Origin of the sequence: Flavobacterium agri, from assembly GCF_013401995.1 — a bacterium.
In the GTDB taxonomy this organism is placed as follows: domain Bacteria; phylum Bacteroidota; class Bacteroidia; order Flavobacteriales; family Flavobacteriaceae; genus Flavobacterium; species Flavobacterium agri.
The window spans coordinates 849,145-864,336 of sequence record NZ_JACBJI010000001.1 but is presented as its reverse complement, the minus strand read 5'-3'; the positions used below and the strand labels follow the sequence as shown (position 1 = coordinate 864,336).

General features: G+C 47.4%; 12 protein-coding genes. 8 read left to right on the top strand and 4 right to left on the bottom strand.

Features of this window, described 5'->3' with window-relative positions; genetic code table 11:
• The first annotated feature begins 199 nt into the window (after positions 1-199).
• On the top strand, positions 200-1,246 hold the full coding sequence (locus HZF10_RS04050; protein ID WP_176004893.1) for a T9SS type A sorting domain-containing protein: 1,047 nt from the start codon (positions 200-202) through the stop codon (positions 1,244-1,246).
• Between the two features lie 34 nt (positions 1,247-1,280).
• Here HZF10_RS04050 and msrB (HZF10_RS04045) read toward each other — a convergent pair whose 3' ends face one another.
• Genes msrB (HZF10_RS04045) through HZF10_RS04035 form a run of 3 tightly spaced genes read right to left on the bottom strand, consistent with a single transcriptional unit; the run spans position 1,281 to position 3,059 of the window.
• Positions 1,281-1,670, bottom strand: a complete 390-nt coding sequence (gene msrB / locus HZF10_RS04045) for a peptide-methionine (R)-S-oxide reductase MsrB (RefSeq protein WP_176004892.1) — start codon at positions 1,668-1,670, stop codon at positions 1,281-1,283.
• A gap of 22 nt (positions 1,671-1,692) precedes the next feature.
• Positions 1,693-2,187: a peptide-methionine (R)-S-oxide reductase MsrB gene (gene msrB, locus HZF10_RS04040; RefSeq protein WP_176004891.1), complete on the bottom strand. Its 495-nt coding sequence runs from the start codon at positions 2,185-2,187 to the stop codon at positions 1,693-1,695.
• Positions 2,184-3,059, bottom strand: a complete 876-nt coding sequence (locus tag HZF10_RS04035; RefSeq protein WP_176004890.1) for an alpha/beta fold hydrolase — start codon at positions 3,057-3,059, stop codon at positions 2,184-2,186. Before HZF10_RS04035 ends, msrB (HZF10_RS04040) begins: the two co-directional genes overlap by 4 nt.
• A gap of 73 nt (positions 3,060-3,132) precedes the next feature.
• On the opposite strand from HZF10_RS04035, the gene HZF10_RS04030 reads away from it, so the two are divergent.
• From HZF10_RS04030 to glgB, 4 genes are all read left to right on the top strand, one after another.
• Positions 3,133-5,061, top strand: a complete 1,929-nt coding sequence (locus tag HZF10_RS04030) for an alpha-1,4-glucan--maltose-1-phosphate maltosyltransferase (RefSeq protein ID WP_176004889.1) — start codon at positions 3,133-3,135, stop codon at positions 5,059-5,061.
• A complete protein-coding gene (locus tag HZF10_RS04025) occupies positions 5,061-6,683 on the top strand; it encodes a maltokinase N-terminal cap-like domain-containing protein (protein WP_176004888.1) in 1,623 nt (540 codons plus the stop codon). Before HZF10_RS04030 ends, HZF10_RS04025 begins: the two co-directional genes overlap by 1 nt.
• Before the next feature lie 87 nt (positions 6,684-6,770).
• A complete protein-coding gene (locus tag HZF10_RS04020) occupies positions 6,771-7,079 on the top strand; it encodes a GIY-YIG nuclease family protein (protein WP_176004887.1) in 309 nt (102 codons plus the stop codon).
• 37 nt (positions 7,080-7,116) lie between these two features.
• Entirely contained in the window at positions 7,117-9,021 is a 1,905-nt protein-coding gene (gene glgB / locus HZF10_RS04015) for a 1,4-alpha-glucan branching protein GlgB (RefSeq protein WP_176004886.1), read from the top strand.
• Here the strand turns inward: glgB and HZF10_RS04010 are convergent.
• Positions 8,999-10,072 carry a glycosyltransferase family 9 protein gene (locus tag HZF10_RS04010; RefSeq protein ID WP_176004885.1) on the bottom strand — a complete coding sequence of 358 codons (1,074 nt, stop codon included), beginning with the start codon at positions 10,070-10,072 and terminating at the stop codon, positions 8,999-9,001. The genes glgB and HZF10_RS04010 overlap by 23 nt on opposite strands.
• 222 nt (positions 10,073-10,294) lie before the next feature.
• On the opposite strand from HZF10_RS04010, the gene HZF10_RS04005 reads away from it, so the two are divergent.
• From HZF10_RS04005 to HZF10_RS03995, 3 genes are all read left to right on the top strand, one after another.
• Entirely contained in the window at positions 10,295-12,691 is a 2,397-nt protein-coding gene (locus HZF10_RS04005) for a glycoside hydrolase family 31 protein (RefSeq protein WP_176004884.1), read from the top strand.
• A 238-nt stretch (positions 12,692-12,929) separates the two neighbouring features.
• A complete protein-coding gene (locus HZF10_RS04000; RefSeq protein ID WP_176004883.1) occupies positions 12,930-13,742 on the top strand; it encodes a M48 family metallopeptidase in 813 nt (270 codons plus the stop codon).
• A gap of 100 nt (positions 13,743-13,842) precedes the next feature.
• Entirely contained in the window at positions 13,843-15,153 is a 1,311-nt protein-coding gene (locus tag HZF10_RS03995) for an MFS transporter (RefSeq protein ID WP_176004882.1), read from the top strand.
• The last annotated feature ends 39 nt before the right edge of the window (positions 15,154-15,192 follow it).

The window sequence follows — 15,192 nt, the reverse complement described above, 5'->3', positions numbered from 1 at the left end:
CCCATACCGGGCTTCGCGGCAAAAAAGCGAGTGCCGACAGCCCGACGGCGGCTCCTCCACTGCGCTCGGAGCCGCAACCGTCTTCTTCCACCGCAAACGCCATCGGAAACCGCCGCCGGCACGCCCAAAAAAATATCTCAATATTGTAAGAGTTTTGTTATTTTTATGAGAATCAATATTAACTATAACACAACTATTTATGAAGAACCTCTACAATTCTCTATTGCTTTCGGTTTCGGTTGCTTGCTTGATGTTTGATTCGGGTCAAACATTTGCGAATTCTTCTATGCAGGTACAACTGCAGCAATTGCCCCAAACCGTTAACAATGCCTTCTATTCAGTGCCTTTGACAGGATTTAACCACGACGTGATCGCCAACGGTAGCGGTCAGGCGAACACGACGACCTCGACCACGATCGATTTTTCGAACGAATATTTTTCTGCCGATTTCGTCCCGACAACTCCGTATAACAGTGCATCTGCCGCAGTTTATGGAGGCGGTCTCCCAGCCAATGGTCAGGTTTTGAGTGCCGTAACCCCAGGCGTCACGTATCAATTGGCCGATTACAGTACATCGAATGCATTGCTGATCCGACCACTTACTTCCGGTACGGGAACGCTCAATTTCTCGACAGCTTACACCGCAACTTCTATTTATATCTTATGGGTTGCGACCGAAGCACAGGCAAATAGTGTAGGTGTCACGATCCACTTTTCAGATGGGACGACCCAAGCTGCCTCAAATCAAATCGCATACGATTGGGTAGGAGGAAGCACGGGAATCGCTTTGGGCGGATTGAGCCGCGTCGGATCTGGCAGTACACAATGGGCCCAACTTAACGAGTTTTCAGAGTCGGGTGCCTGTAAATTGTTCGAAAAGAAAATCGACATCTTGGCGGCTAACCAAACCAAGACGATTACCGGAGTGAGTTTCAGTTACTCGCCGGGCGGAAGTTACCAGTCGCTTGTCGTATTTGCGATCAATGTATTCGGAGAGCCGAATCTTGGCCTATCGGCGAATATGAAAAATAACGTATCGGTGTATCCGAACCCGTCGAGCGATGTGGTTTATGTGAATTCCGATATCGAAATCCGAAGCATAACCGTATTGAACGCGCTCGGACAGGAAATCAAAACGGCAAAAAGAGACGATATTTCGCTCGCCGATTTATCCAGAGGCGTATACTTCCTAAAAATCGCATTTGAAAACGACGTCACAGAAATAAAAAGAATCGTCAAACGATGATAAAAAGAAAGCGGAGCATTTACACTCCGCTTTTTTATTGCTTGAAATCGACCGATAATGAATTTACGCAATATCGTTGGCCGGTTTCGGTTGGTCCGTCGTCAAAAACATGTCCGAGGTGGCTACCGCAATTGGCACACAGGATCTCGGTTCTCTCCATGCCGTGCGTCGTGTCTTTCACATATTCGATCTTGCCCGGAATGGCTTCATCGAAAGACGGCCATCCGCAATGCGAATTGAATTTAGAATCGCTTTCGAACAAAGGCTCACCGCATGCGCCGCAAACGTAAGTGCCTTTATCGAAGGTAAGGTTATATTTGCCGGAATGCGGAAATTCGGTTCCTTTCTGGCGCAAAATGCGATAACGGTCCAAGCCCAGCTCTTCGCGCCATTGCTCTTCGGTTTTTTCTACATTGTACTTCATGGTGTTGTGTTGTTTTTCGGTATTATTTTTTTTCAGGAATGAATTTGATGCTTACCGAATTCGTGCAATATCGCTGCCCGGTCGTTTCGGTCGGACCGTCGTCGAAAACGTGTCCGAGATGTCCGCCGCATTTGGCACAAGTGACTTCGGTGCGCGACATTCCGAGTGAATTATCGGTATGATATTCGACAGAACCCTTGATTGCGGTATCGAACGAAGGCCATCCGCAGTCCGACTTGAATTTTGAATTCGAATCGAACAGCTTGTTTCCACAGGCCGCACATACGTAATAACCTTTGTCGAAAGTGTTTACGTATTCGCCTGTATGCGGCATTTCGGTGCCTTTTTGTCGGAGTACCTGATACTGCTCGGGTGTAAGCTCTTTCTTCCATTCGGCATCGGTCTTCACGATTTGTGGCGGATGAGAAGCTGTGTTTTTTTTGTCGGATTTGTCTTTTTGCTGGGACTGACACGAAAACAACGTCAGGATCGCCAATACACATACTATCTGTTTCATATTGCTTGTTTTTCGATAAAGTCGATGGTTCGTTCAATGACTTCGGGATCGCCGAGTATTTTTCGGTGGCCGAGGCCTTTCGTCAAAAGCAATTCCCCGTTTTTGAGATGCTTTTGGATATGGATCGCGCATTTGACAGGCACTTCGGCATCGTCATTGTCGTGGATGACCAAAACCGGGATTTCAACTTCTTTTGCGGCTATATACGCGGAAAAGCTTTCCATGGTTTCCTTGTTGAAATTGGCTTCGAAATGAGTGCGCAAATCATCGACCAATTTGTGCTTAAGTCGCATTCTGTCTACAAATTCGGTCAGAATGTCACTTATTTTGTCGCCGCTACCGATGATGACCAATCGATCAATCTTGAGTCCTCTTTTCACCGCATTGAGCAAAGACATGCCACCAAGCGAATGACCGACCGCTCCTTCGAACGGGCCGAAATGTTTCTCGATTTCAAGGATCGAAGCGATGAATTCGGGCATCAATGTCGTCTTTCCGTCCGATTTTCCGTGGGCCGGAGCATCGAAACTTACCGTCGAATAACCTTCTTCGGTCAACCTTTCGGCTATCTTGACGAGCTGCGTTCCACGTCCGGACCAGCCATGAACCAAAAGAACTTTTTTGGCAGCGTCGCCAAATTCATACGTCACGATTTCCTTTCCGATAGAAGGCACGAAAAGCTTGGCTTGTTTGCTTTTGCGTTCCATCTCGAATTCGCGCTTGGGCATTTTGTGACGCATCGGGGTCGTGAAAAGGCGCGCCGCGAACTTCGTCAGTAATTTAGGCGAAATCGATTGCAAAAATTTAGCGGTATAAATGATAATCGTAGGAATCTTCAATGAGTTAGAGCGCTTTTTGGCCTTTTTTGACATATCACTAAATTTTAATGCAAGTTATCACATGCGCCTATTTTTCATAAATTTAAAAACATAAATTATACTTAAAATGCAGAAGCAAACCCGCATCATTATTGAGAATGTCAAGCCTCAACTCGATTCCGGGGCTTTCTTTATAAAACGCGTTTCGGGTCAGATTGTCCATGTAACCGCCGATGTTTTTTCGGATGGGCACGACGTTATCGCATGTTGCGTAAAATACAAGCACGAAAAAGACCGAAAATGGAACGAAGTGCGAATGGTGCCGACGGCCAACGATGAATGGCAGGCCGAATTCAAAGTGGAAAAGCAAGGCCATTACAGTTATTTGGTCGAAGGTTGGGTAGACTACGCGCTCAACTGGCAGCACGGAATCGAACGAAAGATCCAGGACAACCAACACGTAAAGTCGGAATTGCTCGAAGGAGTGGAATACGTGAACGAAGTTTTGACCATTGCCGATAAGTCCGAAAAGGAATATCTAAAGAAAATCGCGCAATGGTTTACCGACGAAAATCGTTATGATGACGCGGTAAAGGAAGCTGTTTCTCAAGAGCTTCACGAGATTTTTACCAAATATCCGATTCGTCAACTCGAGAACCAGTCTGCTGAACTCAAAGTGTATGTAGATCGACCTAAAGCATTATTCAGCACTTGGTATGAGTTCTTTCCGCGTTCGGCTTCTTCTGAAGATGGAAAACACGGAACGTTCAAGGATTGCGAGAAATTGTTGCCCCGTGTGGCCCAAATGGGTTTCGATACGTTGTATTTCCCGCCGATCCATCCGATAGGGGAAGTCAACCGCAAAGGCAAGAACAATGCGACGAATGCCGAAACCGGCGACGTCGGTTCGCCTTGGGGAATCGGTTCGCGCTTTGGCGGACATAAAGCCACGCATCCCGATTTGGGAACGGTCGAAGACTTCAAATCTTTGGTAAAAGCCGCAAAAAACCTCGGCATCGAAGTCGCGATGGATTATGCTTTACAAGCCGCGCCAGATCATCCTTATGTAAAAGAGCATCCGAAATGGTTCAAATGGCGTCCCGACGGAACGGTGCAATATGCCGAAAATCCGCCCAAGAAATACCAGGATATCCAGCCGATCTATTTTGAGTCCGAAGATTGGAAAAACCTGTGGAAAGAGCTGCTCGACGTGGCGTTGTTTTGGGTCGAAGAATGTGATATCAAGGTTTTCCGCGTCGACAATCCGCATACGAAACCGTTTTATTTTTGGGGTTGGTTGATTTCGGAAGTCAAGAAAAAACATCCCGATGTCTTGTTTTTGGCAGAAGCTTTCACGCGTCCGAAAATCATGCACGAGCTTGCCAAACAAGGGTTTACCCAATCGTATACCTATTTCACCTGGCGCAATTCCAAGGCCGAACTCATCGAATATGTCACCGAATTGACGAAAACCGAACAAAAGGAATTCTACCGTCCGAATTTTTGGCCGAATACACCCGACATCAATCCGTTTCCGCTGCAACACGGCAATGAAGCGATTCATCTGATCCGTTATTTCCTCGCGGCGACTTTGAGTTCGAGTGTCGGTATTTATGGTCCGGTTTACGAATACATGGTTTCAGAACCGCTCACAAATAAAGAAGAGTACAAGGATTCCGAGAAGTATCAGGTCGTGAAATGGGATTGGAACATCCAAAACAAGCTGATTGCGTTGATTGCCAAAATCAATTTTATCCGAAAGGAGCACGCTTCACTTCAGCAAACGAACAATATCGAATTCTGCGACACCCAAACCGACCAGATTATCGCGTACTACAAATGGAATGACGATTATTCGGACAAGACCTTGATGGTCGTGAATCTCGACAGCCACAATCGCCAAAATACGTGGGTAAAATTACCGCAACGCTTTGCTGGGCAAGGTGTCAACGTGAACGATTTGATTACGGGCAACAGTTATTTCTGGGATCAGGAGTGGAATTTTGTGGAACTCGATCCGTCTTTGCCTTTCCATCTGTTTAAAATTTCAAAGTGATGAACGAGAACCAGGAAACCTTCACGACGCCTTTCGAATTCAACGTCGACTGGAAAGAAGCCTTCGAGAACGAGGATTTCGTCAAGGTCTTCTCGAGCGACATCCTCGAGAACTACATCATCAACAAGCGTTGGTACGGAGGGAAGGCGAGTACGCTCAAGTATATAGAGGTTATCGATTACTTCAGGATTTCGTCCAAAAACAATACGTATTACGGGGTTTTGCTTGAGGTGAATTTCAAGGAAGCGTTCTATCAGCATTACTTTATGCCGCTTTCGTTCATGGCCGAGGAAGAACTCGACACGAATACGATTATCGCTCCGGTGAAGATGAAAAAGCAGGAAGGCTATCTCGTGGACGCATTGCATCAGGAAGATTTCCGGAAGTTGCTGTTCGACAGCATCATAAATGCCAAGGAAAGCCAGGGCACGTTGAAAGTGGTTTTCCACAAAGGCAAAGGGCTTCTTGAGACCGAATACAAATCGTCGCGGTTTATGGGTGTCGAGCAAAGCAACACTTCGATCATTTACAACGACAATTTTGTCTTGAAGATTTTCAGACGGATTTATGTGAGCACGAATCCCGATTACGAAATCAACCGTTTCCTGACTGAGCGCATGGACTTCCGAAATACGCCCGCTTATATGGGAAGCATGAGTTCGAATCTCGCCGAAGGAAACATTACGTTAGGTTTGATGCAGGAACTCGTCCCTAACCAAGGAGACGCGTGGAAATTCATGCTCGAGGAAATTGACGGGGTTTTCTGCAACCTGCAAAGCAAAAAAATAAAGATTGAAAAATTACCTCAGGTAGAACTGTTTACCCGATTGAAAATAAAGGAAATACCGCCTGAAATTATCGATTGGGCCGGCTTGAGTTTGTTTCTTCGGATACAGACTTTGGCCAGGCGTACGGCCGAAATGCATATCGCGCTCGGAAGCGACATCCACGACACGGCTTTCACGCCGACGACGTATAATGGCGATTACACCGTATGGCTCAAAAACCGCCTGTTGTACCAATTCCAGAACAGGCTCAACATTATCGAAAACAGCTTGCACAAGCTCGACGGATTGGCGCTCGATCTGGCACATCAATTCCTCGAAAACAAGAAGGCCGTGCGTAAACATTTTATCGATTTCGATTGGACGAAGATGAAAAGCGAACGCATCCGGATCCATGGCGATTATCATTTGGGACAGGTTTTGGTAAGCGGTGATGATTTCTATCTGCTCGATTTCGAAGGAGAACCCGAAAGTACGATCCGCGACAGAAAGGTGAAACAACCGCCGTTGAAGGACGTGGCCGGTATGTTCCGCTCGTTCCATTATGCGATTTATGCGACGATTTTCAACAATAAGGACAAATATCCGTACGATCAGGACGAATTGTTCAAAGCTGCGGAATTGCTGTTCAATTATATCGTCGGGACGTTTTTGGAGACCTATATCGAAAAGGTGCAATCGGAAAACCTCAATATAGGCTACAGCCATGAAATAGAATTCCTGTTGCGGTATTGTTTGCTCGAAAAAGCCGTGTATGAATTGGGTTATGAGTTAAATTCGCGTCCACGGTGGGCGGTGATTCCGTTGAGGGGAATTCAGAGTATTATGGGGTATTAGGTTCCGAGCGCAGTCGAGACACGAGCGGAGCGACTGCCGAAGGAAAACATCCCGAAAACATATAAGCCATTTAAAATTGTATACGCCATGTTTCATTATGTTTTCATCCTTCGATGTAAGGATGGTCGTTTCTATACAGGAATTACGACCGATTTAGCCAAAGAAATGGATTACCATCAAAAAGGAATCAATCGAAAGAGTTACACCTATTATCGTCGACCTGTAACCTTGGAATGGTATCAATCCTTTTCAAATTATCAGCAAGCAATAGCTATTAAGAAAAAGCTTTCAGGATGGTCCGGTCAAAAGAAAGCGGCTTTTCTTGAGAAAAATTTCGAACACATCCAAACGCTGGCAGAATGCAGAAACGCCACGCATCACAAATATAAATCCTGAAGCTCCTCGACTGCGCTCGGAGCCAAATCAAAAACTAATGAAAGTACAACCATACTCCCTCTTAACCGATTTCGACATCAACCTCTTCAAAGCCGGCAAACACTTCCAGCTCCATGAAAAGTTAGGCGCTCATCTCGTCGAAGTCGATGGCGTCAAAGGCACATATTTCGCCGTTTGGGCACCGTCGGCACGCTCGGTTTCGGTCGTGGGCGATTTCAACTATTGGATGCAAGGCGAACACACGCTTTACGTGCGATGGGACGAATCGGGCATTTGGGAAGGCTTCATTCCCGGCGTCGAACAAGGCGCGTTGTACAAATACAAGATCCAGTCGCACAACAACGGCATCATTACCGAAAAAGCCGACCCGTTCGCGCTGTATTGCGAAAAACCGCCACAAACCGCATCGGTCGTGTGGGATCTGAAGTACAAATGGAAGGACGAAAAGTGGATGAAAGCGCGTCCCGTGACCAATCAACTCGACAAACCATACTCCGTTTACGAAGTGCATTTGGGCTCCTGGCGCCGCAACGTAGAGGAAAACCGATTCCTGACCTATATCGAATTGGCCGACGAACTCGTCGCTTACGTCAAGGAAACCGGATTCACGCACGTCGAATTCATGCCGGTCATGGAATATCCGTACGATCCGTCGTGGGGTTACCAATTGGTCGGGTATTTCGCCCCAACGTCACGCTTCGGCAAACCGCAGGATTTCATGTATCTGGTCGATAAGTTGCACCAGGCCGGAATTGGCGTGATCCTCGATTGGGTGCCGTCCCATTTCCCGAGCGATGCGCACGGACTCGGTTTTTTCGACGGGTCGCATCTGTACGAACATCCCGATATGCGCAAAGGCTATCATCCCGATTGGAAATCGCTGGTTTTCAATTACGGACGCAATGAAGTGCGCTCGTTCCTGATTTCGAACGCGATTTTCTGGTTGCAGCATTATCACGTAGACGGATTGCGGGTAGACGCGGTCGCCTCGATGTTATATCTCGATTATTCGCGAAAAGACGGCGAATGGGAGCCGAACATACACGGCGGACGCGAAAACCTCGACACCATTTCGTTCCTCAAGGATTTCAACGAAGCGGTGTATTCCAATTTCGACGGCGTGCAGACGATTGCCGAAGAAAGCACATCGTTCCCGATGGTCTCGCGCCCGACTTTCCAGGGCGGACTCGGTTTCGGCATGAAATGGATGATGGGTTGGATGCACGACACGCTTCAGTATTTCAAGAAAGAGCCGATTTACAGAAGCCATCACCAAAACGACATCACGTTCTCGATGACGTACGCGTTTACCGAGAATTTCATGTTGCCTTTGTCGCATGATGAAGTCGTCTACGGAAAACACTCGATTTTAGGAAGAATGCCCGGAGACGAATGGCAGCGTTTCGCCAATTTGCGCCTGCTTTACGGTTATATGTTCACGCATCCGGGTTCGAAATTGTTGTTCATGGGTGCCGAATTCGGTCAAAGCGAAGAATGGAAATTCGACGGAAGCCTCGACTGGCACTTGCTCGAATACGATTTCCACAAAGGCGTCAAGACTTTGATTACCGATTTGAATGCGCTGTACAAATCGCAACCCGCCTTGTTCGAAAAACAGTTCAGCCACGACGGCTTCGAATGGATCAATTATTCCGATAACCAGAATGCCGTGATCAGTTTCATCAGGAAAGGCGACAACCCGAAAGAAAATCTCGTCGTCGTATGCAATTTTACGCCTGTTCTGCGCGACAACTACCGCATCGGGCTTCCGACAAAAGGAAAACTGACCGAAATCTTCAACAGCGACAAGACCGAATACGGCGGAAGCGGGAATCTCAACCCAAAAGCAATCAAAATCGAAGCGACATCCTGGAACGGACGCGAGTTCTCTGCCAAGCTAACATTGCCGCCATTGGGCATCACTGTATTGAAAATAGGATGAACATTTTCGGGATGAGCATGTGGTTGAGCGCCCAGAACCAATCGCGGGGAGAAGTCCTGTTCGTGTTCACGGCGACGCTTCCGTGGTTGTACGGCTCGTATTTCGTTTCGTCTGTGACCGAAAAAAGTCCTAACGTCTTGGTTTTGGCGGCGCTTGCCAAATGCATGATGCCGCTGTCTGCGCCTATGAACGCTTCGGTATTGGCGATCACGGATGCGATTTCGCGAATGTCCTTGCTGTAAAACGTAGCTGCTTTAAAGTCGATACGCGAAATATTCTCGACAGGCAGGATTTCCAAAATATTGTAATCTACGTACCGCGCCTTGACCTGCTCGTAGAATTTTCCCCACCAACCTTCGCAATAGCACTTGTGTCCGGTGGCGTAGGTGAAAATACAGATGGTTTTTTTGTCGTTTCCGAAAAGCTCGTGGATTTTGCGTTTCCCGCTTTCGATTTCGGCTTCCGAAAGTTTGATGTCAAGCGTCGGAATGGCTCTTTGGATAGGAGTGAAGCCAAGTCCTTCAAGCATTCTTCTCAAATTATAAATCGGGGATTTCGCGATATGTCTCGCGTCTACGATTTGGGTCAGGATTTCCTCATCGTCACCGAAGAACTTGACTTTGGCATTCGCCCATTGGGTCGAAAGCCTTCCCGAGGACGATTTTTTGTCTACGTTGATCGCGATGTCGTATTTCTCGGTTTTGAGTTTGATCCAGACTTTGGCATATTCCACAAGGTTTGAAAAAGGCTTTTTGGGCAAGGAAATGACCCGGTCCACATTCGGGTAATTCTTGAAAATGATAGGAGCGAGCCCACCTTTCACGAATAAATCGATTTTCGCATCCGGAAAATTGTCGGCGATTTCCTGTACCAATGGCGTGACGAGCAGTAAATTCCCGAGTCTGTGGTTGGGGCGGCAAATCAGTACGCGTTTGATGTCCGAAGCATCTTCTATCGTAAAATTCGGATCGGATTGCGAACTTCCGATATTACGCGTGACGGCCTGCATGATACTGCGCCTGATGTTGTTGACTTTGCGGGAAACTTTCATAATGTAGGTTGAATTTGTGTGGGATTAAATATAAACGCAAGAAATGCCGTCAATTTTACATCATTCGCCCTGAAATTTGTGGAATTGCAGATTACCATTGCGTCAACCGAAGATTATCTTTCGCATTGGAAACGAAAACGTTGTCGTAGAAATACACATAATTCATTGATGCGCGCTTCGGATTTTCGTACGTTTGAAGCCCTACCTCCAAACCTTTTTTTGATGATTACCAATACCGAATTAGAGTATAAAGGCGATGTTTTTCCCTCGAAGATCGTTTCGTTCACCAAAGAGACCGATTCCGTATTTTTCTATACAGACAACGACGTAATCCTTAAAGTGACGGTGCTGCGCGACAGCATGATCCGTTTCAGATACACTACTAAAGGTTATTTCAACACCGATTTTTCGTACGCGATAGACAAGAACCAGTCGCACGGCTACAACGAACTCAAGTTTTCGGAAGAAGCCGAACATTACGAGATACGCACGAGCAAAGTGCTGGTCAAAATCCGAAAATCGGACGTGCACAAAACCATTTACGATCTCGACGGAAACGTGCTATTGGATGAGGAAATCGGGTTTCACTGGGAAGAAAGCTACCAATGGGGCGGCAATATCGTCAAGATGAGCCTGGTGTCGCGAGAAGGCGAATCGTATTACGGAATGGGCGACAAACCCACACACTTCAACCTCAAAGGCAAACGCGTCGAGAATTGGGCGACCGATCAATACGCTTTCCATAAAGACCAGGAACCGTTGTATAAGGTCGTTCCGTTTTATATCGGATTGCACCAAAAAACGGCGTACGGGGTTTTCTTCGACAACACGTTCCGTACGTTTTTCGATTTCGCGCAGGAAAGACGAGGCGTTACGAGCTTTTGGGCCGAAGGAGGCGAAATGAACTATTACTTCATCTACGGCCCCAAAATGGACGAGGTCGTTACGACTTATACGCATTTGACAGGAAAACCCGAGCTTCCGCCGTTGTGGACGCTGGGCTACCATCAATGTAAATGGAGTTATTATCCGGAAGCGAAAGTGCGTGAAATCACTTCGAAATTCCGCGAACTGCAGATTCCGTGCGATGCGATCTATCTCGACATCGATTATATGGAAGGCTTCCGATGCTTCACCTGGAACAAGGAATATTTTCCCGATCCGAAGAAAATGGTTTCGGATTTGACGGAAGAAGGCTTTAAAACCGTCGTGATCATCGACCCGGGAATCAAGATCGACAAAAATTATTGGGTGTACAACGAAGCCGTCGCCAACGATTATTTCTGCAAACGCGCCGACGGTCCTTACATGAAAGGCAAAGTCTGGCCCGGTGAATGCAACTTTCCCGATTATACGAATCCCGAAGTGCGCGAATGGTGGGCCGGATTGTTTAAGGAACTCATAGGCGAAATAGGCGTAAAGGGCGTGTGGAACGACATGAACGAACCCGCCGTGATGGAAGTTCCCGGAAAAACCTTTCCGATGGACGTGCGCCACGACTACGATGGAAACCCGTGTTCGCACAGAAAAGCCCACAATATCTACGGAACGCAGATGGCGCGCGCCACTTACGAAGGCGTGAAGCGTTTTGCGTATCCGAAACGACCGTTCATCATCACGCGTTCGGCTTATTCGGGTGCTCAACGCTATACGAGTTCGTGGACCGGTGATAACGTCGCAAGTTGGGAACATTTGTGGATCGCGAACATCCAGATGCAGCGCATGTCGATTTCGGGCATGGGCTTCACCGGATCGGATATCGGCGGTTTTGCCGAACAACCATCGGGCGAATTGTACGCGAGATGGATCCAGCTCGGCGTGTTCCATCCGTTCTGTCGTACACATTCGTCTGGCGATCACGGCGATCAGGAACCTTGGTCGTTCGACGACGAAGTGGTACACATCACGCGCAAATTCGTGTCGTTGCGCTATCAGTTGCTGCCGTATTTGTATACGATGTTCTGGCAATATATCAACGATGCCGTACCGATGCTCAAACCGCTCGTGTATTTCGATCAGGAAGATCCGCAGACGCATTATCGCACGGACGAGTTCATTTTCGGCGACCAGATTCTGGTTTGTCCGATTTTGGAACCGAACTCACAAGGCCGCCGCATGTACATCCCAAGCGGGAACTGGTACAATTACTGGACGGACGAAGTGGTTTCGGGCAAAAAGGAAATTTGGGTCGCCACCGATTACGATCAGATTCCGTTGTTCGTCAAAGAAGGTGCGATTGTCCCGAAATATCCGATTCAGCAATACGTGGGCGAAAAGGAAATCACCGAAGTCACTTTGGAAGTGTATTTCAAAATAGGCAAGGAGCGCTCGTTCCTGTACGAAGACGCCCAAGACGGATACGATTACAACAAAGGCCGATTCAGCCTGCTCTCGTTCACGCTGAGCGGAAAAGAAAACCAATTGGTCATCCAACAGTTCAAAGAAGGCAAGTTCGAGACCACATACGCCAATTTCAGGATCAACCTGCACGGATTGCCGTTCAAGGTCAAGAGCATCTACGTCGACAACGAAAGACGCGACCTTTCAAAAATCGCGTTCGACGGCACGTCTTTGGTGATTGAGAAGGAGTTTACAGAGATTCATATTATTGGGGAATGAGTGATTGGTGTGAGATGTGAGATGTAAATGCGAGATGGGTGGATGGTATTCGAATTTTAATTCGCGTTCTTCACAAACGCCCAATGCTATCCGCTATTTACCGATCACCGACGCATTTCACATTTTACATTTTACATGTCACAGCCGAGACCATTTCATTAAATACAAAAAATCCCTCCAATCCTATAAAACCATTTTAACATTTTAAAGTAACTTTATGCTGTTAAAATCAATAGCCATGAAAAACAAATTGATCCTTGCCGTTTCGGCGTTGCTAATCGTCGCGGCCTGTTCGACCAACGCGCTTACGGGGAAAAAAGAATTCAACATCGTCTCGAACGATCAGCTTTTTCCGTCGGCATTTGCCGAATACAACAGTTTCCTGTCCCAAAACAAGGTTATTGCCACCGGAGCTGATGCCCAATTGGTACAGAAAGTAGGAAGCAAGATCCGCGCGGCAGTAGAGAAATATTACGCGTCGAAGGGAATTTCGAGTTCGCTTCAAGGCTATCAGTGGGAATACAAACTCGTTGACGACAAGGCCGTGAATGCTTGGTGTATGCCAGGCGGTAAAATCGTCGTCTACACCGGAATTCTTCCGGTGACCAAAGACGAAGCCGGTTTAGCTACGGTATTAGGACACGAAGTCGCACACGCCTTACTCAACCACGGAGCACAGCGCATGAGTGCAGCGCAAGCACAGGCTATCGGTGCTGCAGGCCTTGCTTTAGCTACAAGCGGACAAAGCGAGGAAAGACAGCAAATGTATCAACAGTATTACGGCATCGGTTCTCAAGTGGGCGTCATGCTTCCGTTCAGCCGCAAGCACGAAAGCGAAGCCGACGAGATCGGTTTGACGCTGATGGCGATCGCCGGATATAATCCCGACAACGCGCTTACGTTCTGGCAACGCATGTCGGCCCAATCGGGTGGAGCTTCTACTCCCGAGATTTTGAGCACGCATCCATCCGACAATACACGTATCGCCGACATCAAGAAACTGATTCCGCAGGCAAAAGCCAACGCCGCCAAACTCGGTGTCAAATATTAAATCTGCATGAGTAATTGCCGATAGCCCATTGTCAATTATCCATTAAAAACTATCTTCGAGCTGTCCTTAACGGGCAGCTTTTTTTATAACACGACCATCTATGCAACAGCTTCCGAAAGGCGACAAAAAACTGCTCAACGCCTGGGCTTTCTACGATTGGGCCAACTCGGTGTATTCGCTTACGATCGCATCGGCCATTTTCCCGATTTTTTACAATGCGTTGTTCAACCTGCGCAGCGGTTATATTTCGGTGTTCGGTTTGTATCTCAAGAACACGGCGCTGATCAGTTTCATTACGGCCGCGGCTTTCCTGTGTGTGGCGTTTCTTTCGCCTTTGCTTTCGGGAATCGCCGATTATGTCGGGAACAAGAAAATCTTCATGCGCTTTTTCAATTATTTGGGTGCGTTGTCGTGCATCGGGCTGTATTGGTTTAATCTTGACAATATTTATCCGGGATTATTGTGTTACTTTTTGGGCCTTATCGGATTTTGGGGCAGCCTCGTTTTCTACAATTCCTATTTGCCCGATATCGCATTTCCGGAGCAACAGGACGCGATCAGCGCAAAAGGCTATTCGCTTGGTTATATCGGAAGCGTCATTTTATTGCTGATCAACCTCGTTTTGGTGCTTTCGCCTAAAACGTTCGGGATCGACGCGATGGAAGCCATGCGGTATTCGTTCATTTCGGTAGGGGTGTGGTGGATAGGATTCAGCCAGTACACGTACCTGTATCTTCCGAAAGGCAATTCCAAATCGGGTGAATTCAGCAGTGCCGTCGTCTTTAACGGATTCCGCGAGCTTAAGAAAGTATGGGGACAATTGGCGCAGAACGTTGCGCTAAAACGCTATCTGAGCGGATTTTTCGTCTACAGCATGGCCGTGCAGACCGTAATGCTCGTCGCGACGTATTTCGGTGCTCAGGAAATCAAATGGTCGTCGCCCGAGGAAAGCCAGAAAGGATTGATCATCTGTATTTTGCTGATCCAGCTCATTGCGGTTTTGGGCGCATGGCTCACGTCTAAAGCTTCTTCTAAATTCGGGAACATTCCTGTGCTTATCGCGATCAATTGCTTTTGGACGTTGTTGTGCGCGATTGCCTATATCGTCGACAAACCGATGGAATTCTACATCCTTGCCGCTCTCGTAGGATTGGTCATGGGCGGCATCCAATCGCTTTCGCGTTCAACCTATTCCAAGTTATTGCCTGAAACCGATGATACGGCCTCTTTCTTCAGTTTCTACGACGTGTCCGAAAAGATCGGAATCGTGATCGGCATGTGCGTGTACGGCGTGATCGACCAATATTGGGGACCGCGTTACTCGATCATGTTCCTCGCGGCATTCTTCATCATCGGGATCGTTTTGCTCGCACGCATTCCAAAAAAAGACGCCCTATCCGTTAAGGGATAAGGCGTCCGTGCTAACTTTTAACTTACACGTTGTAAATCA